At 64.2% G+C, this 20,310-nt stretch carries 19 protein-coding genes; 10 read left to right on the forward strand and 9 right to left on the reverse strand.

The window, feature by feature from the left end; translation table 11 throughout:
- Positions 1–102 precede the first annotated feature (102 nt).
- Both ACFMBG_RS17665 and ACFMBG_RS17670 read left to right on the forward strand, forming a co-directional pair.
- Positions 103–1,110, forward strand: a complete 1,008-nt coding sequence (locus ACFMBG_RS17665; protein ID WP_421056017.1) for a GlxA family transcriptional regulator — start codon at positions 103–105, stop codon at positions 1,108–1,110.
- A gap of 88 nt (positions 1,111–1,198) precedes the next feature.
- Entirely contained in the window at positions 1,199–2,860 is a 1,662-nt protein-coding gene (locus ACFMBG_RS17670) for a peptidase U32 family protein (protein ID WP_421056018.1), read from the forward strand.
- 49 nt (positions 2,861–2,909) lie between these two features.
- Here the strand turns inward: ACFMBG_RS17670 and ACFMBG_RS17675 are convergent, their stop codons facing one another.
- The 9 genes from ACFMBG_RS17675 to ACFMBG_RS17715 all read right to left on the reverse strand — a co-directional run bounded on the left by ACFMBG_RS17675 (position 2,910) and on the right by ACFMBG_RS17715 (position 10,922).
- Positions 2,910–3,920 carry a c-type cytochrome gene (locus tag ACFMBG_RS17675; RefSeq protein ID WP_421056083.1) on the reverse strand — a complete coding sequence of 337 codons (1,011 nt, stop codon included), beginning with the start codon at positions 3,918–3,920 and terminating at the stop codon, positions 2,910–2,912.
- Between the two features lie 124 nt (positions 3,921–4,044).
- A complete protein-coding gene (gene soxC, locus ACFMBG_RS17680) occupies positions 4,045–5,316 on the reverse strand; it encodes a sulfite dehydrogenase (RefSeq protein ID WP_421056019.1) in 1,272 nt (423 codons plus the stop codon).
- Positions 5,317–5,407: 91 nt separating this feature from the next.
- Positions 5,408–7,105 (reverse strand): thiosulfohydrolase SoxB, encoded by a 1,698-nt coding sequence (gene soxB / locus ACFMBG_RS17685; RefSeq protein WP_421056020.1) that lies wholly within the window; start codon positions 7,103–7,105, stop codon positions 5,408–5,410.
- 99 nt (positions 7,106–7,204) lie between these two features.
- A complete protein-coding gene (gene soxA / locus ACFMBG_RS17690; protein WP_421056021.1) occupies positions 7,205–8,056 on the reverse strand; it encodes a sulfur oxidation c-type cytochrome SoxA in 852 nt (283 codons plus the stop codon).
- Between the two features lie 75 nt (positions 8,057–8,131).
- Positions 8,132–8,461, reverse strand: coding sequence for a thiosulfate oxidation carrier complex protein SoxZ (gene soxZ / locus ACFMBG_RS17695; protein WP_027237975.1), 330 nt, complete (start codon positions 8,459–8,461; stop codon positions 8,132–8,134).
- 44 nt (positions 8,462–8,505) lie between these two features.
- Positions 8,506–8,922 carry a thiosulfate oxidation carrier protein SoxY gene (gene soxY / locus ACFMBG_RS17700; protein WP_421056022.1) on the reverse strand — a complete coding sequence of 139 codons (417 nt, stop codon included), beginning with the start codon at positions 8,920–8,922 and terminating at the stop codon, positions 8,506–8,508.
- 57 nt (positions 8,923–8,979) lie between these two features.
- Positions 8,980–9,456: a sulfur oxidation c-type cytochrome SoxX gene (soxX, locus tag ACFMBG_RS17705; protein ID WP_421056023.1), complete on the reverse strand. Its 477-nt coding sequence runs from the start codon at positions 9,454–9,456 to the stop codon at positions 8,980–8,982.
- Between the two features lie 127 nt (positions 9,457–9,583).
- Positions 9,584–10,138, reverse strand: a complete 555-nt coding sequence (locus ACFMBG_RS17710; protein WP_421056024.1) for a thioredoxin family protein — start codon at positions 10,136–10,138, stop codon at positions 9,584–9,586.
- Positions 10,139–10,184: 46 nt separating this feature from the next.
- Complete coding sequence (locus tag ACFMBG_RS17715; RefSeq protein WP_421056025.1) at positions 10,185–10,922, reverse strand: cytochrome c biogenesis CcdA family protein; 738 nt, start codon at positions 10,920–10,922, stop codon at positions 10,185–10,187.
- 109 nt (positions 10,923–11,031) lie between these two features.
- Here ACFMBG_RS17715 and ACFMBG_RS17720 point away from each other — a divergent pair, with 109 nt between their 5' ends.
- From ACFMBG_RS17720 to ACFMBG_RS17755, 8 genes are all read left to right on the forward strand, one after another.
- Positions 11,032–11,415 (forward strand): hypothetical protein, encoded by a 384-nt coding sequence (locus ACFMBG_RS17720; protein WP_421056084.1) that lies wholly within the window; start codon positions 11,032–11,034, stop codon positions 11,413–11,415.
- Positions 11,416–11,475: 60 nt separating this feature from the next.
- Positions 11,476–11,814, forward strand: coding sequence for an ArsR/SmtB family transcription factor (locus ACFMBG_RS17725; RefSeq protein ID WP_421056026.1), 339 nt, complete (start codon positions 11,476–11,478; stop codon positions 11,812–11,814).
- 20 nt (positions 11,815–11,834) lie between these two features.
- Positions 11,835–12,893, forward strand: a complete 1,059-nt coding sequence (locus ACFMBG_RS17730; RefSeq protein WP_421056027.1) for a YeeE/YedE family protein — start codon at positions 11,835–11,837, stop codon at positions 12,891–12,893.
- Between the two features lie 169 nt (positions 12,894–13,062).
- Positions 13,063–15,096 carry a PhoX family protein gene (locus ACFMBG_RS17735; protein WP_421056028.1) on the forward strand — a complete coding sequence of 678 codons (2,034 nt, stop codon included), beginning with the start codon at positions 13,063–13,065 and terminating at the stop codon, positions 15,094–15,096.
- Positions 15,097–15,250: 154 nt separating this feature from the next.
- Positions 15,251–15,721 carry a DUF302 domain-containing protein gene (locus ACFMBG_RS17740; RefSeq protein ID WP_421056029.1) on the forward strand — a complete coding sequence of 157 codons (471 nt, stop codon included), beginning with the start codon at positions 15,251–15,253 and terminating at the stop codon, positions 15,719–15,721.
- 144 nt (positions 15,722–15,865) lie between these two features.
- Positions 15,866–17,479 (forward strand): thiamine pyrophosphate-binding protein, encoded by a 1,614-nt coding sequence (locus tag ACFMBG_RS17745; RefSeq protein ID WP_421056030.1) that lies wholly within the window; start codon positions 15,866–15,868, stop codon positions 17,477–17,479.
- Positions 17,466–18,665 carry a CaiB/BaiF CoA transferase family protein gene (locus ACFMBG_RS17750; RefSeq protein WP_421056031.1) on the forward strand — a complete coding sequence of 400 codons (1,200 nt, stop codon included), beginning with the start codon at positions 17,466–17,468 and terminating at the stop codon, positions 18,663–18,665. Before ACFMBG_RS17745 ends, ACFMBG_RS17750 begins: the two co-directional genes overlap by 14 nt.
- A 261-nt stretch (positions 18,666–18,926) precedes the next feature.
- Complete coding sequence (locus ACFMBG_RS17755) at positions 18,927–20,288, forward strand: tetratricopeptide repeat protein (protein ID WP_421056032.1); 1,362 nt, start codon at positions 18,927–18,929, stop codon at positions 20,286–20,288.
- The last annotated feature ends 22 nt before the right edge of the window (positions 20,289–20,310 follow it).

The raw sequence follows: 20,310 nt of genomic DNA on the forward strand, positions 1-20,310 counted from the left end.
GCTATTCTCGGGCTGCGGCCTGCGGCAGCGCCTTAGGTAGCAAAATCAAGTCCGAATTCCGCCCGGGTGCCAAGCGTCCGGGTGCCGCGCTGGGGTCCCGTCATGGCCGATGACAGTTTCGTTCAGAAAGGCGCCGCCGCCAATCTCGCCATCCCGTTCGAGGGCGAGCCGCAGGATTTCTATTTCCTGCTGCTGCCCAAGGCGACGATGCTGCCCGTGGCCGCCGCCATCGAACCCCTGCGCATTGCCAACCAGGTCACCGGCACCAGGCTGTACCGCTGGTACATCATGACCGAGGACGGCCAGCCGGTGCGCTGCTCCAACGGCATGGTGGTGACGCCGGACACCCCGCTGCAGCCGCTGCCCTCGGATTCGATGGGCTTTGTCTGTGCCGGCGTCGAGCCGCACAGCGCCGCCAGCGAGATCACCCTGAACTGGCTGCGCCGCGAAAGCCGCTTTGGCCGCTCCATCGGCGGCATCTGCACCGGCGCCTTTGCGCTGGCCCAGGCCGGGCTGATCAAGAATCACAAGTTCACCCTGCACTGGGAGAACCAGCCGGGTTTTCTGGAGAGCTACCCGAACCTGGAGCCCTCGCCGAATATCTTTGAGATCTCAGGCCCGCTGATGACCTGCGGCGGCGGCAATGCCGCAACCGACATGATGCTGCACCTGATCGAGGAGCGCCACGGCAAGCAGCTCGCCATCATCGTCGCCGACATGTGCCTGCACGTGCGCTCCGGCGGCCAGGCGGCGCCGCAGAAATCGAACTACGCGGTGGCCATCGGCAGCCGCAACCAGCGCCTGCTGAATGCGCTGCAGCTGATGCAGGAATCGATCGAGGAGCCGCTCTCGATCGGCGAGCTCTGCGACCGTCTGGACATCTCCCGCCGCCAGCTGGAACGGCTGTTCTCGCGCTACCTGAACCAGAGCCCGATGCACGTCTACTTCGACATGCGCCTCAGCCACGCCTTCGCGCTGATGAACGAGACCTCGATGAGCGTCACCGAAATCGCGCTGGCCTCGGGCTTCAACTCCGCCACGCATTTCTCGCGCCAGTTCAAGCGCAAGTTCGGCGCCTCCCCGCATTTCTTCCGCAAGGGCTGGAGCTGATCTCTCCGATTTGATCCAGCGCAAATCGCGGCCCGGAATACCTGCGTAAAGGAGCACCTCAAACACTCCTTTTCGCCAGGCCGGACCGATGACCTCCAAGCGCTCTGAACTGCTGATGCCCGCGGGCAATCTGCGCAAACTGAAAATGGCAATCCTCTACGGGGCCGATGCCGTCTATCTCGGCACCCCGGACATGAGTCTGCGCACCAAGTCGGAGTTCTCGCTGGAGGAAGTGATCGAGGGGGTGGAATTCTGCCACAGCCATGGCCGGCGCGCCTATCTGACGCTGAACCTGTTCTCCCACAACAAGGACATTCCCAAGCTGGACGAGTACATCGAGACCGTCCGCAAGGTGCAGCCGGACGGGCTGATCATCGCCGATCCGGGCGTGTTCCAATACGTCAAGGATCGCGCGCCGGAAATCCCGCTGCATGTCTCCACCCAGGCCAACATCTGCTCCTGGCTGTCGGTGAAATTCTGGCAGGACCAGGGCGCGGACCTGGTGGTGCTGGCGCGCGAGGTCTCCTATCCGGAACTGGTGGAGATCCGCGAAAAATGCCTGGATATCAAGCTTGAGGCCTTTGTGCACGGGGCCATGTGCATGACCTATTCCGGCCGCTGCCTGCTGTCGAACTTCATGGCCGAGCGCGGCGCCAACCAGGGCAACTGCGCCAATTCCTGCCGCTGGAACTACGGCGTGCGGATGCGGCTCAAGGACGGCACCGTGCAGGAGCTGGACATCAACGAAGGCAACGCAGGCCTGTTCGAATTCCTGCTGGAGGAAGGCTGCCGCCCGGGCGAACTGATGCCGATCGAGGAAGACGGCCGCGGCTCCTACATTCTCAATTCCCGCGACCTCTGCATCATGCCCAAGCTGGACGATTACCTGAAAATCGGCGTCGACAGCCTCAAGGTCGAGGGCCGCGGCAAGTCGGAATACTACGCCGCCATCGTGGCCCGCGCCTACCGGATGGCGATCGACGATTACTACGCCGCCCCCGGGAATTGGGACCCCAAGCCCTACATGCGCGAGCTGGAAGCGGTCGGAAACCGCGGCTACACGCTGGCCTTCCATGACGGCCGCCTCAGCAACCTTGCGCATGACTACGAGCACACCGCCTCTCTGGCGCAGTGGGAATACGCGGGCGTCGTGACCGAAGTAACAGACGAAGCCTTTCACGTTCTGGTCAAGGCCAAGCTGACCGCCGGCGAGGTGCTGGAGTTCGTTTCTCCCATTGCCCGCGAAACCGTTCTGTTGCGGGTCTACGATTTTGAGGTTGCCAAGGACGGCAGCCGCACCGGGACCGTGCATGGCAGCACCCAGACCATAATCCGCCTGCCCTTCACCCTGTTCGACCACGAGGACATTAATGCGCTCAAGGCCCGCTACCCTGCTTACACCGTCCTGCGCAAGGAACGCGCCCTGACGGAGGAGCAATGGAACCGCGTCCGTTTCGACAAGCTGACCCAAGCACTCGAAATCTCGGGCAAGGACAATCCAAAGGCCTACACCCGCCGCCGCGACGCATTGGCGGACAGCATCGCCCAGGACAGCAACGAAAGACGCTACAAGACCAACCGTACCGGCACCGAGGGCTGCTGCGGCAAGGGCTGCAACGGCTGCCTGATCTTTTGGCAGGACCCGCAATACGAGCTCGCCCGCGCAGCCCTGCAAAAGCGCAAGCAGGGCGAGATGCTGAGCCGCGCCGAAGCCAATGAACTGAAACTGGCCGCAGGCGAAACCGCATGACAAAGGGGCGCCGCCGGGCGCCCCTTTTCAGTTCCGGTCTCCGCAGGACTTACTGCGAATAGGCCTGCAGATAGGCGATCACCGCCTCGATATCGCTGTCCTTCTTCAGCCCGGCAAAGGACATCTTGGTGCCCTTCATGTACTTCTTGGGCTTGGCCAGAAAGGCCGCCAGTTCGGCCTCATCCCAGACCAGCCCGCCTTCCGCCGCGGCCTTCATCGCCTTGGAATAGCGGAAGCCTTCCTCATGGCCCGCAGGCGCGCCGACAATGCCGTTCAGGACCGGTCCGGTCTTGGATTTCGCACCCTCGCCGACCTGGTGGCAGGCCTTGCACTTCTTGAAGGTCTTCTCGCCCTTGGCCACCAGTTCCGGGTCCAGAACCGCTGCAGTTTCAACGGGTTCTTCAGCAGGCTGTTCCACCGCCGCTTCCTGCACGGGTTCGGCTTCGGCAGACGCTTCGACGCCTTCCTCCTCCGGCGTCACGTCCAGCACCATGGCGCGCATGGTGATCTCGACGCTGTCCTTGCAGTTCTCCATGCAAGGCTCCGGGTTCCAGAAGTGCTTCTCTGCCTCCAGCCGGTTATCGAGGATGAACCCCTCGGCATTCGGCAGTTCGACCTCCATGAAAGTCTCGTTCGACAGCACGAACTCATCATCCACCAGATCGTTGGAATAGAGGATATAGGCCACGATGGCATAAACCTCATCCGGCGTCAGCGACTGCGCATCGCCAAACGGCATCGACCGGTTCACGTAGTCCCAGGTGGTCGATAGGTATGGCCAGTAGCTGCCCACCGTCTTCAGCGGGTCCTCATGGTCCAGCGTGCCCTGCCCGCCCGCGAGCTTGGGCCAGTTGCCAACGCCCTCGGCAAAATCGCCATGGCAGACCGCGCATTTCTCGGCAAAGACCTCCTCGCCGGTGAACACATCGCCCGAGCCCGCGGGCAGGCCGGTGCCGTCGGGCGCCACGTCCAGATCCCAGGCGGCGATTTCCTCCGGCAAGGCCGGACGGCCCAGGCCGAATATCTCGGCCGCAGCGGGCCCGGCACCTAGAGCCGCCAGCGATACTGCCAATAGAATGTTCCGCCCGGCCGGCAGGCCGGGCAGCGCCCGCCCTTCACCACGGGAGGGCGCTTCTGCACCCGCCCGCGGCCGGGCGCTGCCCTCTGCTCTGTTGTACAGCCTGTTAAGAAACCTCGACATTTTCCGCCTCCCCGTTTGCCTTGACCCACCAGGTCTGGATGGCGTTGTTGTGATAGATGGAGTTCAGCCCCCGCACCTCGCGCAGCTGCGCCTTGGTGGGCTGCACGTAACCGGTGGAATCCTTGGCCCGGCTCTGCAGCAGCATCTCGGAGCCGTCCCAATTGATGTCCAAGTAGAACCGGGTCAGCGCCTTGTCCGTGCCCGGCGCCGCCAGCCGCGCCTCGGTCCAGTTCTTGCCGCCGTCCAGCGACACATCCACACCCGTAATCGCGCCGCGGCCCGACCAGGCCAGACCGGTGATCACCAGCGGCCCCGCGCCATGCTTAATGGGCGCCTGCGGGCTGGGGCTGGTGATGACGGATTTCGCATCCATCTCCCAGGTCCACTTGCGACTGACGCCATTGGCCAGCGTGTCGGTGTATTTTGACGTTTCCTCGCGGCTTTCGACCGGCTGGTCCATGACCTCGACCCGGCGCAGCCATTTGACCCACATGTTGCCTTCCCAGCCCGGCACCACCAAGCGGACGGGATAGCCATGCTCCTTGCGCAGTGCCTCGCCATTGGCCTTGAAGGCCACCAGAACGTCGTCCATCGCTTTCTCCAGCGGGATCGAGCGGCCGTTCGAGGACGCATCCGCGCCTTCCACATAGACCCACTTGCCCTCCGGCTTGACCCCGGCTTCCTCCAGCAGCGTCCGCAGGGAAACACCGGAGTATTCCATGTTGTGGATCATGCCGTGGGTGAACTGCGCCCCGTTCAGCTGCGCGCCGGCCCATTCCATGCCGGAATTCGCCGCGCACTCGCAAAAGTAGACGCGGTTTTCACGCGGGAAGCGCTCCAGGTCCTCATAGGTGAACACCAGCGGCGTCTCGACCAGCCCGTTGATCATCAGCCGGTAGTCTTCCTTGCGCAGCTCGATGGCACCCGAATGGTGCCGCTCGAACGCGCAGCCCTGCGGCGTGATCGTCCCGTCCAGCGCATGGATCGGGGTGAAGTTGATCGAGCTGATGGTGTCCGCCGTCAGCCACTCGACATTGCGGCGCACCACGTCGCTCTCGTACTGGATCGGCAGGCCATAGGGCGTGGCATCCACCCCCTCGCCCAGACCGCTGGCCCAGTCCTGCACTTCGGTGATCAGCGGATCGGGTGCGGCTGCCTTGGCTGCCCCAGCCGCGACTGCCCCTGCGCCGGCCGCTGCCGCCCCGGTCAGGAACTGGCGGCGCGAGGGCGCCAGGTTCTTGGCGTCGTCACTCATAATTTTTTGCCTCCTTACATAGATAAATTCACGTTCGTGAATTCAACTGCGCAAAATTTTTTGTCTTGTCCCCCGCCGGGGCGGGCGCTGATTAAGCGCCAGCTACCTGTACGGAGGTGTTGGGGTTCAGGGTCACGGTGCCGAGCTTGCGGATATGATCCTCGACCACATCCCAGATCATCGGCCCTTCGGTGCCCTCGTTCACGCTGGCCCAGCCGGCCACCACATAGGATTTCGCCGGATCAATGGCCTCGCCGGTCCTCAGCAGGGTCATGTCGCTGATCCGCTCGCCCTGCGGCTTGGTGATGTCGATCCGGTAACCCATGCCGCCGATCCGCACCATGTCGCCGCCCTGCTGATAGTAGGGGTCGGGGTTGAAGATGTTGTCGGCCACATCCTCCAGGATCACCTTGATGAACTGACCGGTCATTTCACTCCGGTAGGCCTCGCCGTAGGACATCGAGGTCACGTTCCAGATGTCCTCGCGGGTGATATCGTCGCCCGGCACCAGCGACGGCCCCCAGCGCACGCCGGGCGACATGGCGATATCCGCCTCCCGCTCGCTCAGCAGCGCATCGCAGATCAGGTCATCCCAGGTGCCGTTGAAATTGCCGCGCCGGTACAGCAGCGTATCGGTCTGGCCGATCACCTCCTCCAGCTGCGCCTTATAGGGCGCACGTTCCGCCTCGATCAGCTGCGCCACCGCCGGATCCGGCGCAATCACGTCCGAGAACACCGGGATCAGCTTGTGCCGCAGCCCCATCAGCTGGCCATCGCGCACATCCAGATCGACGCGGGAGACGAACTTGCCGTTCGAACCGGACGCGATGATATGCGTCTTGCCTACCAGCACAGGCTCCGGCAGCGCGTCGTGGGTGTGGCCCGACAGGATCACGTCGATGCCCTGCACCTTGCCCGCCATCTTCTTGTCCACGTCAAAGCCGTTGTGGCTCAGCACCACCACCAGATCAGCGCCCGCCGCGCGGACCTCATCCACCATCATCTGCATGTTCTCGTCGCGGATGCCGAATGAGTACTCCGGGAACATCCAGCGCGGGTTGGCAATCGGCATATAGGGGAAGGCCTGGCCGATCACCGCCACCTTGGCGCCGCCGCGCTCAAAGAACTTGTAAGGCTTGAACAGCTCGGCCGGCTCATCCCATTCAGCATCAAATATGTTCTGGCCAAGCGCCGCAAAGGGCAGCCCTTCGACAATCTCGTTCACCCGGTCGCTGCCCAGCGTGAATTCCCAGTGAAAGGTCATCGCATCCGGCTTCAGCGCGTTCATCACGTTGACCATGTCCTGGCCCTGGGTGTGATGGCAGGTGTAGGAGCCATGCCAGGTATCGCCGCCGTCGAACAGCAGCGCGCCGGGGCGGTCGGCGCGGATGGCGTTGATGATCGTCGCCACCCGGTCCAGACCGCCGACACGTCCATAGGCCTTGGCCAGCGAGGAGAAGTCATCATACGTCAGCGCATAGGCCGAGGGGCTGCCGTCGGCGATGCCATAGGCCTTGCGGAAGTCCGCGCCGGTGATGTGGGGCACATGACCCTTGTTCGCGCCGACCCCCAGATTGATCGACGGCTCGCGGAAATAGATCGGCTTCAGCTGGCCGTGAATATCGGTCACATGGATCAGGCTGATGTTGCCAAAGGTGTCAAACTCCAGCAGTTGGTCCTGGCTCAGCGACTGCTGCGCAGCCAGCCGCGCCCAGTTGCCAAAGCCTGACGCCCCCACCATGGCGGATGCCGCCATGGAAACCTGCAGAAAATCGCGGCGCGAGATCATGAGTACCGGTATCCTGTATGCTCACGCGACATATTCACGTGAATGAATGTTTTAAAAGAGACACGCCCCGCACCTGAAGACAGGCGCGGGGCGCTAAGATCAGTTGCGGACGGAAGGAGCTTCGACCGACAGCCCGTTGCCGCGCGAGGCGACATAGAGTTCCAGCGCAACGAATTCCGCCGAGCCCGGCTTGTAGGTCTCGGCGCGGGTGTCGCGCACGCAGCCCTTGAAGCGCGCATGGGCCGTGTTCAGCTTGGTGTTCTTCAGACGGTACACCGGGAAGCCGTTGATCTGGCCCTGGCTCAGGTGGTCGGCGCGGATCATGTTGCCATAGTTGTCTTCATGGCAGTTCGCGCAGGACAGCTCCAGCTGGCCGGTGCGCGTGTAATACATCTCCTTGCCCTTCTCCCAGGTCGCCTGGACCGGGCCGTCGATGGCCACGTTCACCGGCATCCCGCGGGACTGGACTGAGATCAGCGCCTCCATCGCCGCCATCTTGCCGCCGGAGTACTTCCACTTCTCGGCGCCCATCTGGTTTTCGCGGCAGTCGTTGATCTGCATGTTCAGGGTGCGGACCTCGCCAGCGGCTTCGTTCCACTTCGGGTACACCGCGCGCACGCCCGCCATGCTTTCCTCGACATCGCCATGGCAGGACGCGCAGGATTTGCCCTCGGAGCCGTCGGCAGTGTCCCAGGCTTCCTGCGCCTGGTCGACAAACACCATCGCCGGGTTCTCGAAGTCATCCATTTGCAAGGCCTGCGTCTCGTCGGAGCGGAAGTGCCAGCCCGACATCACCTCGTCCAGCACATCCGCCACATGGGCGGGCGCCGCGGCCTTGGTGATCATCTCGATTTCCTCGTTGACCACCAGCTTGTCGTCATCGGGGCCTGCGCCCGCCGCCATCGGCAGCGCCAGCACCGCGGCAATGGCTGTGATTGCCTTCTTGTTCATTCCTTTTCCTCCCTTGGGTGCCTGCCCTGCCCGGCGCAATCCGGACAGGACGCGTGCCTGAAGATCCGGAACGGATCAGCCGATGGCGATTTTCTTCTTGGTGTCGTAGACGGAGCCGTCGTCGTCATACCAGGTGAACACGAACTCACCCGCTTCCGGCACGGTCGCGTCGAATTCGAAATAGGGGTTGGTGGAGATCGCGGGCTCCATCGCAACGTCCAGCACCATCGTGCCGTTGAACTCGCAGGTGAAGCGGTTGATGATCGAGCGCGGGATCAGGTTGCCTTCCTTGTCCTTGCGCTGGCCGCTTTCCATCTTGTGGCTGATCAGGGTCTTGATGGTGACCGCCTCGCCGGCAGCAGCAGACTTCGGGACCTTGACGCGGGGTTTAACACCGGATGCCATGTCTTTAACTCTCCTTAAGAATTCCGTTCAGGGAGCGGGCGGCCTCAGCCGCCGCAGCCGCCGATGGTGACTTTGACGGTGGCGCTGGTCTTGGCAAAGGAACCGTCTGCCAGCTTGGCAACCGCAACCACGTCCTGGGTACCCGCCAGGCGGATCCGGGTGGAGGCCGCCTGCTGCGCCGCGCCGGGGCCGAAGTTGAAGGTTGCAACACCCGGTTCCGGGTTGCCGGTGGCCAGCACCAGGATCGCAGTGGCGCCCGGCGCCTCGACCGAGATCGGAACGGTGTTGCCGTTTTCGGCAATCTCCGGCGCGTTCAGCGTGACGCCCCCTTCGGCCATCTCGGCACCGCCGGTAAAGGCGGCGATCCGGTCGTCCGCCGCCGCGTTCACGCGGAACGGCAGCACGGTAACCACGGCAGCGCCCAGGCCCATCGCCAGGGTCTCACGGCGTGAGAACTCCATCATATCTCTCCTTTGAATTCACATCGGTGCAGGGCGCGGAACGGCCCCGCCCGCGCCTTACTCTTCTTTCAGCGTCGCGAGGAACGCGACCACATCCTCGATCTCCTGCGCCGTCAGGATCGGCGGCAGCGGCTCCTGCCCGGCATCGCCGGTATAGGCATCGCCCGGGCGGATGAAGCCTTCGACCTTGTAGAAGGCCGGCATCATGGTGCCTTCGAATGTCATCTTGGCATTGGCCACCAGCCCGCGCAGTTCCTCCTCGGTCCAGCGGTCGCCGGCGCCATCCAGCGACGGGCCGATCTCGCCATGGAACGGCACATCCGCCAGCGCGCTCACCTGGTGGCAGGCCACGCAGTTGCCCTTGGATTTGGTGCCGGCAACAATCGCCCCGTTGGCCGCATCACCCGCAACGCCGGTCAGCGAGGCCGCAACCTCGCCATACTCGCCGTACTGCACCGCTTTCGGAGCAACCTCCCCGGCCAAAGCCGCAGCCCCGGCCAGGCTCAGCGCCAGTGTCAGAGATGTAAACTTCATGTGTCCTCCCATTGGCTGCCGCTTTAACCGGGCGGCCTGCTTAGCTTTGCATACCGTAGGGCACAGCGGCCCCGATACGCAACAACAAATTCATTATTGTGAATTTTTATAGATGATGCGCGAAAGGTCAGTCTGTGGACCCATTGTTGCGCTCCTGTATCCGGCGCGCGTGATAACGCTGGAAATCTTCCCCGTTATCAATCGCATAGCGCTTTTCGTTGACCCATGTAAACATGTCCAGCGTGGTTCCTGCGCCAAACGCACCCGGCATCATCGCCACCGCAGCCTCGGGCGCCGAGACATCTTCTGCCACTTCCTCCGGCAGGAACAGAATCGTCGGTGTGAACAGAACGCCCCATTTGCGGGCCATGTCCTTTTCCGCCAGCGCCTCGCCGTCAAAGTCGGTCACCTCCACATCGCCGTAAAGGTTCAGCTGCACGACAAAGAAGTTGTCTTCGATGTACTGGCTGATTTCCGGGCGGGGAAAGATCTCCTCGTGCATCTTGGTGCAATAGACGCAGCCGCGCTGCTCAAAGATCAGAGCCAGGCGTTTGCCCTCGCCATTGGCCTCTTCCAGATCCTCCCGCAGATCCTTGAAGGTGTCCCGCATCCACGACGTCTTGTGCAGCCCGTCATCGCCCAGCTCCGCCGCGGCCAAGGGCGCGGCAAGAACCACGGCCATTAACACTTTTGCAATACTTCTCAGCATGTTGCCCTCCACATTTCACTCACCCGATTGCACTGAAACCCGGCACCCAGCGGATCATCGCCTCGGCGATCAGCCGCACCCCGCCAGTGGCGATCAGCACCGCAAACAGCACCAGCATCGCGCCCATGCCCTTCTCCACCCAGGCAAAGGCGCTGCGGTGGCGCGCAACCCAGCCCAGGAACGGCTTGGCAAACAGCGCCGCGACCACAAAGGGCGCCGTCATGCCCAGCCCGTAAACCAGCAGCAGCACCCCGCCCCGCCAGACATCGCCCATGCCGGAGGCAATCATCAGGATCGACGCCAGCGCCGGCCCCACGCAGGGCGTCCAGCCGAACCCGAACGCCAGCCCCATCAGATAGGCGCCCAAGACCGTAGAGGGCTCCGCTGAACTCTCCAGCCGCGCCTCGCGGTACAGCAGCGGAATCTTCACCACCCCCAGGAAATGCAGCCCGAACAGCAGCAACAGCGCCGCCGCGCCGTAGGACAGAACCTCCAGATACCGCCCGAACAGCTGCCCCAGCGCGGTTGCCCCCATGCCCATCAGCATGAACACCGTGGTCACCCCGGCGGCAAAACAGACCGCAGACACCAGCAGCCGCCGCTGCGCACCCACAGCAATCGCCCCGTCCCCGCGCAGCTCCGCCATCGACAGCCCGCCCATGTAGGACAGGTAAAACGGCACCATCGGCAGGATGCAGGGGGTGAAAAAGCTCAGCAATCCTGCGATCAATGCGCCAAACAGGGAAATTTCGAGCATCACACCCCCAACAGGCCCCACGCGAACGTTATCCCGGCCCGGCTTGTATCATTCACATATTCGAATTATGTTGAGTCATACGGTACCGTCAACAGATGGAATGACATCCATGCACCTTATCCGGCAACTGGCTGCTGCCGCAGCCATGGCCTTTGCAACGCTGCCCGCCTGGGCGGCGGAACTGGTGATGGTCGAACAGCCGGGCTGCGAGTGGTGCGCCCGCTGGAATGCGGAGATCGCCCCGATCTACCCCAAAACAGCCGAGGGCAAACACGCCCCCCTGCGCCGTGTAGACCTCCGCTCCCTGCCCGATGACCTGCAGGTTACCCGCCGGGTCATGTTCACCCCCACCTTCCTGGTTGTCGAGGACGGCGAGGAGCGCGCCAGGCTCGAAGGCTACCCGGGTGAAGATTTTTTTTGGCCTTTGATCGCGGATTTGCTAAGCGCACATACAGGGTTTGTTGATAATACGAACTCAAAGGGCGGCAGCTGAGCGCCCTGATGGGGCAAGAGAGAGGAGTGCGGCACCGAGGTGCCGCTCAGGAGACGACACATGGCACTACCGCAGTTTTCCGCCGACATGGACCCGGAAGAAATGGACAAGATGGTCGAAAACGCGACCAAGGCATCCAACTTCCTCAAGGCAATCAGCCACGAAGGCCGGCTGATGATCCTGTGCCATCTGGTTTCGGGTGAGAAATCCGTGACCGAGCTTGAGGAGCTTTTGTCAGCCCGCCAGGCCGCCGTCTCCCAGCAGCTCTCCCGCCTGCGTCTGGAAGGGCTGGTCATTCCCCGCCGGGAAGGCAAGGCGATTTTCTACCGGCTGGCAGACGACAAACCCCGCCGGATGCTGGAAGTGGTCTATGAGCTGTTCTGCAAGGAAGAAGGCTGACGCCTGACTGAAACCCCGGCATGTTTGACCTCCTGACAGAACACCAGCTGGCCGCCTGCATCGGGCTTCTGGGCGGTGTGGCTCTTGGGCTTGCCGCCCGGCTGGGGCGGTTCTGCACCTTGGGGGCGATCGAAGACCTGCTCTATGGCGGCTCGTCCCTGCGGATGCGGATGTGGGGGGTGGCCATCGGCGTGGCTGTCACCGCCAGCTTTGCGCTGCTGGGGCTGGGCCTGGTGGATGCGGGCCAGTCCTTTTACCTGTCGATCCGCTGGATGCCCGCCGCCTCGATCCTGGGCGGGCTGATGTTCGGCTACGGCATGGCGCTCAGCGGCAACTGCGGCTACGGCGCCATTGCCCGGCTTGGCGGCGGCGATCTGCGCAGCTTTGTGATCGTGCTGGTGATGGGGGTTTCCACTTACGTCGTCCTCGCAGGCCCCCTCGCCCCTGTGCGCAACTTTTTCTTCGCGCAGCAGGACGTCACCAATGAGATCCCGCCGGGCCTCGCCCACTATGCCGCTGCCTGGAGCGGGCTGCCGCTGGCTGCCGTTGGCACCGCCGCTGGCCTGCTGATCCTGCTGCTCTCCCTCGCCAATGCCGAGCTCCGCCGGGACAAGCAGGCGCTGTTCTGGTCCGCGGTTGTGGGGCTGGCCGTAACCTCCGGCTGGGCCGGAACCACTTACATCAACGCCGAAGGGTTCGAGGCACTGCCGGTGGTCTCCCACTCCTTCTCGGCCCCGTTGGGCGAAACCATCCTCTGGACCATGACCGGCTCCTTGCGACCGCTGTCCTTTGCCGTCGGCTCCATCGCCGGGGTCTGGGCCGGCGCCTTCCTCGGCTCGCTGATCAAGGGCCATTTCCGCTGGGAGGCCTGCGAGGACCCGCGCGAGCTGCGCCGCCAGATCATCGGCGCCGCGATCATGGGGGCCGGTGCGGTGATTGCCATGGGCTGTACCGTCGGCCAGGGCCTCAGCGCGTTCTCACTGCTGGCGGTCTCGGCACCGGTCACCATGCTGGCGATCTTTGCCGGTGCTGCCATCGGGCTGCGCCAGCTGATCGAGGGCTTCCGCCCGGCAGAATAATCCGCTGTCCCCGCGGGGACAGGCCAGGGATTCCGATTGCCGCGCAGATTGAAGATCTTGGTTAATTTTCATTAACGATTACATGCGTGTTACAAGCCACTCTTAAGATATCCGGGCCTCCCACCCCCGCAGCCCCGAATTGATATTTCCAAACAACCCGGAGCCCGCCGTGAACCGCAAGCAGACCATCAAAGACCCGCAAAACGGCAATAAGGCGGAAGCATTTGAGGCCGCCGACGACATTCCCGCCAACCCGTCTCGCGGCCGAACCATCGGCGATGTGATTGCCGCCCGCTATGGCCGCCGCGCAGCATTGAAGGGGATACTGGGCACCTCCGCCGCCACCGCCCTGTTCGGCGTCTCAGCCCTGACCGCTCCGCGCCAGGGCAACGCCGCATCCCCTGCTGCCCAAAGCCGCTATGCCTTTGACGAGCTGGAATGGGGCAATGACGAAACGCACCATGTGGCGCCGGGCTATGACGCCGATGTGCTGCTGCGCTGGGGAGACCCGATCCTCGCAGGCGCCCCGGAATTTGACGTGATGAACCAGACGGCGGAAGCCCAGCTGCAGCAGTTCGGCTATAACAACGACTACGTCGGCTTTGTGCCGCTCAACGCTGACGGCACCCGCGGCCTGTTGTGCGTGAACCACGAATACACCAACGAAGAGGTGATGTTCCCGGGCCTCGGCCGCCAGGACAAGGCGGAGTTCGCCGGCATGACCCGCGAGCTGGTTGAGGTCGAGATGGCGGCGCATGGCGGCTCGGTTGTGGAAATCACCCGCGGGGCTGATGGGAAGTGGTCGGTTGTGCGTGACGGCGCGATGAACCGCCGCATCTCGCCGCTAAACACCGCGATGGCCATTGACGGGCCCGCCGCAGGCCACCCGCGGATGCAGACCAGCGCCGATCCCAGCGGACGCGAGGTTATCGGCACGCTGAACAATTGCGCCGGCGGCATGACCCCCTGGGGCACCTGGCTGATGGCCGAGGAGAACTTTCACGGCTATTTCTGGACCGACCGCCTCGACACTGAAGGCGAGCCGGATCTCTCGGGCCAGCCGGACGCGGCCCGGATGGAACGCTATGGCGTGCCCGGCATGTGGTATGCTTGGGGCAAATACCACGACCGCTTTAATACTGACAAAGAACCCAATGAAGTGAACCGTTTCGGCTGGGTTGTTGAGGTCGACCCGATGGACCCGCTCTCCAAACCGGTGAAGCACACCGCCCTGGGCCGTTTCGCGCATGAGGGCGCGGAAACCACCCTGTCACGGGACGGCCGGCTGGTGGTCTACATGGGCGATGATGCGCGGTTCGAATATGTCTACAAATACGTCTCCGGCGGCATGGTGTCAGAGGACCGCGCGGCCAATGCGCGGCTGCTGAGCGAAGGCACGCTTTATGTGGCCCGGTTTGAGGCTGACGGCACCCACCGCTGGCTGCCGCTGGTGCATGGCCAGGGTCCGCTGACGGCGGAGAACGGCTTTGCCAGCCAGGCGGATGTGCTGATTGATGCGCGGCTGGCGGCAGATGCGCTGGGGGCCACTCCGATGGACCGGCCCGAGGACGCCTCGCCGCGCGGAGACGGCACCGCCTTTGTGATGCTGACCAACAACTCCAAGCGCAAGGCCGGCCAGACCGATGCCGCCAACCCGCGGCCCGCGTCGGATTTCGGCCATATCATCGAGATCCGGGAGGACGGCGGCGACCATGCAGCGGCAAGCGGCCGCTGGTCAATCCTGGTGAAATGCGGCGATCCGGAGATTGCCGAAGTGGGCGCCGAATGGAACCCGGAAACCTCTGAACACGGCTGGTTCGGCTCCCCCGACAACAGCGCGATGGACGCGGCGGGACGGCTGTGGGTGGCCACCGACCAGGGCAGCAGATGGGACAAGACCGGCAAGTCGGACGGTCTTTACGGGGTGGAGACCGACGGGAGCCTGCGCGGCCATTCCAAGCTGTTCTTCCGCTGCCCCGTGGGGGCTGAGCTGTGCGGGCCGTGCTTCACCCCGGACGGTGAGACGCTGTTTCTGGCCGTGCAGCATCCGGGCACCGACGGCACCAAGGACCTGACAGGCTTCGGGCGTGCCTCTACTTTTGAGGACCCTGCCACCCGCTGGCCGGATTTCGATCCGCAGATGCCGCCGCGGCCCTCGGTTGTGGTGGTCACCAAACAGGGCGGCGGCAAGATCGCGGTCTGACCTGAAATCCGCCATTGAAAAACGGAGCGCGCCCCGTCCGGGGCGCGCGCAGGTTTCAGCCCTGGCAGGCAGGCTGCCGCCTGATGCACGCGATTGTGAGCGGCAGGATCCCGGCCTTGCCCTAGAAACGGGAGAAACCCTGTGGAGACCTGCCATGTATGCCAAACGCCTGACAGCGGCCCTGATCCTTGCGGCCTCCGCCGCATCCGCCGGCAGCATCGCGCCGCGCGACGGCTGGGCGGTGCATGAAACCGCCAAGCCCTATGCACAGCTGATCGAGGACGTGAAAGCCGCCGCCAAGGCGGAAGGCCTGGGGGTGGTCACCCAGGCGGGCCCCACCCAGGCGGCAGCGGCCCGCGGCATTACCATTCCCGGCAACCGGGTCATTGGCCTGTTCAACAATGATTTCGCGGTGAAGATCCTCGCCCTTTCCACCGCGGCGATGATCGAGGCGCCGGTGCGCATGTATGTGACCGAGGAGGCCGACGGCATCGCCACCCTGTCCTACAAGCTGCCCACCCATGTCTTTGCGCCGTATGCGGAGGAAGGCGGCGCGGGGCTGGCGGCCCTCGCAGGCCAGCTCGACCGCCGCTTTGCGCTGATAGCGGAACGGGCGTTGAAATAGGTCCCGGCGTTTTCCGGTTTCGCTTGCTCACGCCGCTGTTTGCGCCGAATTCCGCCGCAGCATTTCTCACACTGCCGTGAACGGGCTTGCGCGCGGGCGCAGCCTCGGCAATCTGGCGGTAATTCAACGGATTGGACGGACAAGATGACAGATCCCTTGCGCGCGGCGGACGTTCTGGCCCGGCGGCTCTATGAAGCAGGCTGCCGCCACGCTTTCGGCATGCCCGGCGGCGAGGTGCTGACGCTGGTCGATGCGCTGACCAAGGCGGGTATCGCCTTTCACCTGGCCAAGCATGAAAACTGCGCAGGCTTCATCGGCGAAGGCGTGCATCATGCCGACGGCGCGCCGGTGATCCTGGTCGCCACCCTCGGCCCCGGCGCGCTGAACGGCATCAACGTGGTTGCCAACGCCCACCAGGACCGGGTGCCGATGCTGGTGCTCACCGGCTGCGTCGACGCGGCGGAGGAACAGAGCTACACCCATCAGGTGCTCGACCACCGCGCGGTTTTTGCGCCGATAACAAAGGCCACCTTCCGGCTGGACGCAGACGCCGCGGACCTGATCGCCGACAAGGCGGTTGCCATCGCAACCGCGCCGCGCAACGGGCCGGTGCATATCGACGTGCCGATCTCCACCGCAGACGCGCCGGCCAGGGACCGGGGCGTCCGCCGCGCGCCAGCAAGTGCCAGCGCGCCAAGCGGCGAGGCGCTGGCGCAGGCGCGTTCCTGGCTGGCGTCGGCAGAGCGCCCGGTGGCGGTGATCGGGCTGGACGCGCTGCAGGAGAGTGCTGGTGCTGCCCTCCGCAGCTTTGTCGAGAAACACCGGATCCCATTCGTCACCACCTACAAGGCCAAGGGGATCATCCCCGAGGATCACCCCCTCTGCCTGGGTGGCGCAGGCCTGTCGCCGCTGGCGGACAAGCACCTGCTGCCGCTGGTGCGGGAGGCTGACCTGGTGCTTTCCATCGGCTATGACCCGATCGAGATGCGCCCCGGCTGGCGCAATGTCTGGGACGTGGAAACCCAGAACGTCATCGACATCGCGCCCGAGGCGAACACCCATTACATGCATCAGGCAGGCCTGAACTTCCTGACGGCCATTGCCCCCACGCTGGAGGCGCTTTCCCAAGGCACAGCCCCACGCGAGACTTGGAGCAACGGGCAGCCAGCGGCGGTCAAAAGCGCGCTGGCAACGGCCTTTCCGCAGGACGACAACTGGGGTCCCGCCGGTGTCATCGCCGAATGCCGTGCCGTCCTGCCGCCGGAGACGCTGGCCACCGCCGACAGCGGCGCCCATCGGATCCTGCTCAGCCAGATGTGGGAGTGTTCCGAGCCGCGCGGGCTGATCCAGTCTTCGGCGCTGTGCACCATGGGCTGCGCGGTGCCGATGGCCATCGGCCGCAAGCTGGCGCAGCCGGAGCGTCCGGTGGTCAGCTTCTCCGGCGACGCAGGCTTCCTGATGGTTGCGGGCGAACTCTCCACCGCGGCAGAGCTGGGCGTGGCGCCGATCTTCGTGGTCTTTGCCGATTCGAGCCTTGCGCTGATCGAACTCAAACAGCGCCAGCGGCAGCTCGCCAATGGCGGCGTGGATTTTGCGCCCCACGACTTTGCCGCTATGGGCCGGGCCTTTGGCGGCAACGGCGTGACGGCCACAAACCGCGCGGAACTGCGCGCCGCCCTGCAGGACGCGCTGACAGCAGACAGGTTCACCGTCATCTCGGCCGTGATCGACCGCGGAGGCTATGATGGCCGCATCTGACATGCTCCCTCATGGCGCCCTCAATGGCGTCAAGGTTCTCGACCTCTCCCGCATCCTGGCAGGCCCGACCTGCACCCAACTGCTGGGCGACCTCGGCGCGACGGTCATCAAGGTGGAAAACCCCAAGACCGGCGGCGATGACACCCGCCAGTGGGGGCCGCCCTATGTGACCGATGCGGATGGCAACCGCTCTGATCTGTCCGCCTATTTCATGGCCGCCAACCGCAACAAGCGGTCCGTCGCCATCGACATCGCATCCGAGGAAGGCCAGCAGGCCATCCGCAGGCTGGCGGCTGAGGCCGATATCCTGATCGAGAACTTCAAACCCGGCGGCCTGGCGAAATACGGGCTGGATTACGCCAGCCTCAAGGATGATCTCCCGGGCCTGATCTACTGCTCGATCTCCGGTTACGGCCAGACCGGCCCCAACAGCCACAAACCCGGTTATGACATCATGGCGCAGGGGTTTGGCGGCATCATGTCGCTGACCGGCGAGCCGGATGGCCAGCCGATGAAGGCGGGCGTCGGCATCGCCGATGTGATGTGCGGCATGTACGCCTGTATCGGCATCCTGTCTGCCCTGCACCATCGCGAAAAAACCGGCGAAGGCCAGCAGATCGACCTGGCGCTGGTCGATGCCCAGATCGCCTGGCTGATCAACGAGGGCGTCGCCTATCTGAACACCGGCCGGATCCCCAAGCGCCGCGGCAACGAGCATCCCAGCATCATGCCCTATGGGGTGTATGAGACCTCGGACGGCCACGTGATCCTGGCGGTGGGCAACGACAGCCAGTTCCGCCGCTTCATGGAGTTCCTCAAGCTCGAGGGCCTGGCCGAGGATCCGCGGTTCGCCACCAACCCTGCCCGCTTGCAGAACCGCGATGCGCTGAACGAGATCCTGATCCCTTCGGTGCAGCGGTTCACAACGGACGAGGTCCTGGCCGCCATGGAAGCCCGCAAGGTGCCTGCAGGCCCGGTGCAGAACCTGGAAACCCTGTTTGCCACCGATCAGGTCGAAGCCCGCAACATGGCGATCGGCATGGAAACCACGGCCGGTCCGGTCAGGCTGTTGGGCAACCCGCTGAATTTTTCCCGCACGCCGGTCACATACCGGCACGCGCCGCCCCAATGCGGTGAGGCAACGGATGAGATCCTGGGCGCAGAAGACCCTTTCGGACAGTCCTGATCCCCCAGATGCGCGGCGGCTTTCCGCCATGTGTTACAGTTTCCGGCAATTCACCGCTAAATCAGCGGGGCTTTTGGCGTGGAGTAATCCTTCGCCTTGCAAAAATTTCCCGGGAAATCTTACACATCCGCCATATCTTCAATCCAGATGCACACAGGCCATCACCAAACCGCGAGCGGGGTTCGCCCGGTACATTCCGATGAACTACTCTTCAGCAGGACACGGAAACCGCGCGCAATTGAAAACAGAGATTGGACTTCTATGACGCATGATATCTTCGGCCAAGACAGCAGCCTGACCGATGCAGCCGCACAGCAGGATTGGAATGCCGTGCAGCTGGGAGTTCTTTCCCACGCCGCAGCAACCGCGGATCACTTGGGCGCGGTGCTGAAGGCCGCGCCGGAGTTTGCGCTGGCCCATGCGATCAAGGGGCTGTCGCTTTTGATGCTTGGGCGCTCTGAGCTGGTGCCGACCGCGCGCGAGGCGCTGCGCGATGCCAAGGCCTGTTACGAGGGCGCCCTGCCGCGCGAGCGCAAATACGTGGACGCGCTGGAAAACTGGCTGGCAGGCCGCCCCAGCCTGGCGATCCAGCGGATGGAAGAGGTGCTGCAAGCCTTCCCGCAGGACACCCTGGCGATGAAGCTCAGCCACGGCATCCGCTTCATCATGGGCGACCCTGAAGGCATGCGCGCCTCGATCGAGCGGGTGCTGCCGGCCTATGCGCCGGACCATGCCGGGCGCGGCTACCTCCTGGGCTGCCATTCCTTTGCGCTGGAGGAGACCGGCGAATACGAACGCGCTGCCAATGCCGGCCGCCAGGCGCTGTGGATGGCGCCGGATGACGCCTGGGGCCTGCACGCGGTGGCGCATGTGCATGACATGACCGGCAATGCCAAATCCGGGCTCGACTGGCTGCACGGCCGCGAGGACGCCTGGGCGCATTGCAACAACTTCCGCTATCACGTCTGGTGGCACAAGGCGCTGATGCATCTGGACCTGGGCCAGATGGAAGAGGCGGTTGCGCTCTATGACACCGAGGTGCGCAAGGACAAGACCGACGATTACCGCGACATCTCCAACGCCACCTCGCTGCTGGTGCGGCTGGAGCTGGAGGGTGTCGACGTGGGCAGCCGCTGGGACGAGCTGGCGAATCTCTGCGCCGCCCGGACCGAGGACGGAAGCCTGATTTTTGCCGATCTGCACTACCTGCTGGCGCTGACCGGCCACCGCAAGGAGGACGCCCACAAGCTCGTTCAGCGGATTCACGCCGATGCGGAGCAAGGCGGCACCGAAGCGCGGGAGCGGATGGCGGACCCGGGATGCGCCGCCGCCGACGGGCTGGAAGCCTTCGGAGACGGTAATTACAAGGCCGCTTTCAATCACTTATCCACAGCCCGCGCCACCCTGCAGCTGGCCGGCGGCAGCCACGCGCAACGCGATGTTTTTGAACGCATAACCATAGACGCGGGAATCCGCTCAGGACAGCTTGACGAAGTCGAAGCAATACTGGATGACCGCCGCGCCAAGCGGGGCGGCGCAGAGGACAATTACGCCCTCGCCCGCCGCACCCTGATTGCCGAGGCCCGGGACCCGTCCGGCGCCAAAAGCGTACCTGCCGAATAAGCCCCTCAAGGACCAAGACCAC

The organism is Leisingera coralii, from assembly GCF_049056525.1.
In the GTDB taxonomy this organism is placed as follows: domain Bacteria; phylum Pseudomonadota; class Alphaproteobacteria; order Rhodobacterales; family Rhodobacteraceae; genus Leisingera; species Leisingera coralii.

Excerpts from the sequence above, each read along its gene's own strand:
- ACFMBG_RS17665 (WP_421056017.1), top strand. The coding sequence starts at position 103 with ATGGCCGATGACAGTTTCGTTCAGAAAGGCGCCGCCGCCAATCTCGCC.
- ACFMBG_RS17670 (WP_421056018.1), top strand. The coding sequence starts at position 1,199 with ATGACCTCCAAGCGCTCTGAACTGCTGATGCCCGCGGGCAATCTGCGC.
- soxC (WP_421056019.1), bottom strand. The coding sequence starts at position 5,316 with ATGAGTGACGACGCCAAGAACCTGGCGCCCTCGCGCCGCCAGTTCCTG.
- soxB (WP_421056020.1), bottom strand. The coding sequence starts at position 7,105 with ATGATCTCGCGCCGCGATTTTCTGCAGGTTTCCATGGCGGCATCCGCC.
- soxA (WP_421056021.1), bottom strand. The coding sequence starts at position 8,056 with ATGAACAAGAAGGCAATCACAGCCATTGCCGCGGTGCTGGCGCTGCCG.
- soxZ (WP_027237975.1), bottom strand. The coding sequence starts at position 8,461 with ATGGCATCCGGTGTTAAACCCCGCGTCAAGGTCCCGAAGTCTGCTGCT.
- soxY (WP_421056022.1), bottom strand. The coding sequence starts at position 8,922 with ATGGAGTTCTCACGCCGTGAGACCCTGGCGATGGGCCTGGGCGCTGCC.
- soxX (WP_421056023.1), bottom strand. The coding sequence starts at position 9,456 with ATGAAGTTTACATCTCTGACACTGGCGCTGAGCCTGGCCGGGGCTGCG.
- ACFMBG_RS17710 (WP_421056024.1), bottom strand. The coding sequence starts at position 10,138 with ATGGCCGTGGTTCTTGCCGCGCCCTTGGCCGCGGCGGAGCTGGGCGAT.
- ACFMBG_RS17715 (WP_421056025.1), bottom strand. The coding sequence starts at position 10,922 with ATGCTCGAAATTTCCCTGTTTGGCGCATTGATCGCAGGATTGCTGAGC.
- ACFMBG_RS17720 (WP_421056084.1), top strand. The coding sequence starts at position 11,032 with ATGCACCTTATCCGGCAACTGGCTGCTGCCGCAGCCATGGCCTTTGCA.
- ACFMBG_RS17725 (WP_421056026.1), top strand. The coding sequence starts at position 11,476 with ATGGCACTACCGCAGTTTTCCGCCGACATGGACCCGGAAGAAATGGAC.
- ACFMBG_RS17730 (WP_421056027.1), top strand. The coding sequence starts at position 11,835 with ATGTTTGACCTCCTGACAGAACACCAGCTGGCCGCCTGCATCGGGCTT.
- ACFMBG_RS17740 (WP_421056029.1), top strand. The coding sequence starts at position 15,251 with ATGTATGCCAAACGCCTGACAGCGGCCCTGATCCTTGCGGCCTCCGCC.
- ACFMBG_RS17745 (WP_421056030.1), top strand. The coding sequence starts at position 15,866 with ATGACAGATCCCTTGCGCGCGGCGGACGTTCTGGCCCGGCGGCTCTAT.
- ACFMBG_RS17750 (WP_421056031.1), top strand. The coding sequence starts at position 17,466 with ATGGCCGCATCTGACATGCTCCCTCATGGCGCCCTCAATGGCGTCAAG.
- ACFMBG_RS17755 (WP_421056032.1), top strand. The coding sequence starts at position 18,927 with ATGACGCATGATATCTTCGGCCAAGACAGCAGCCTGACCGATGCAGCC.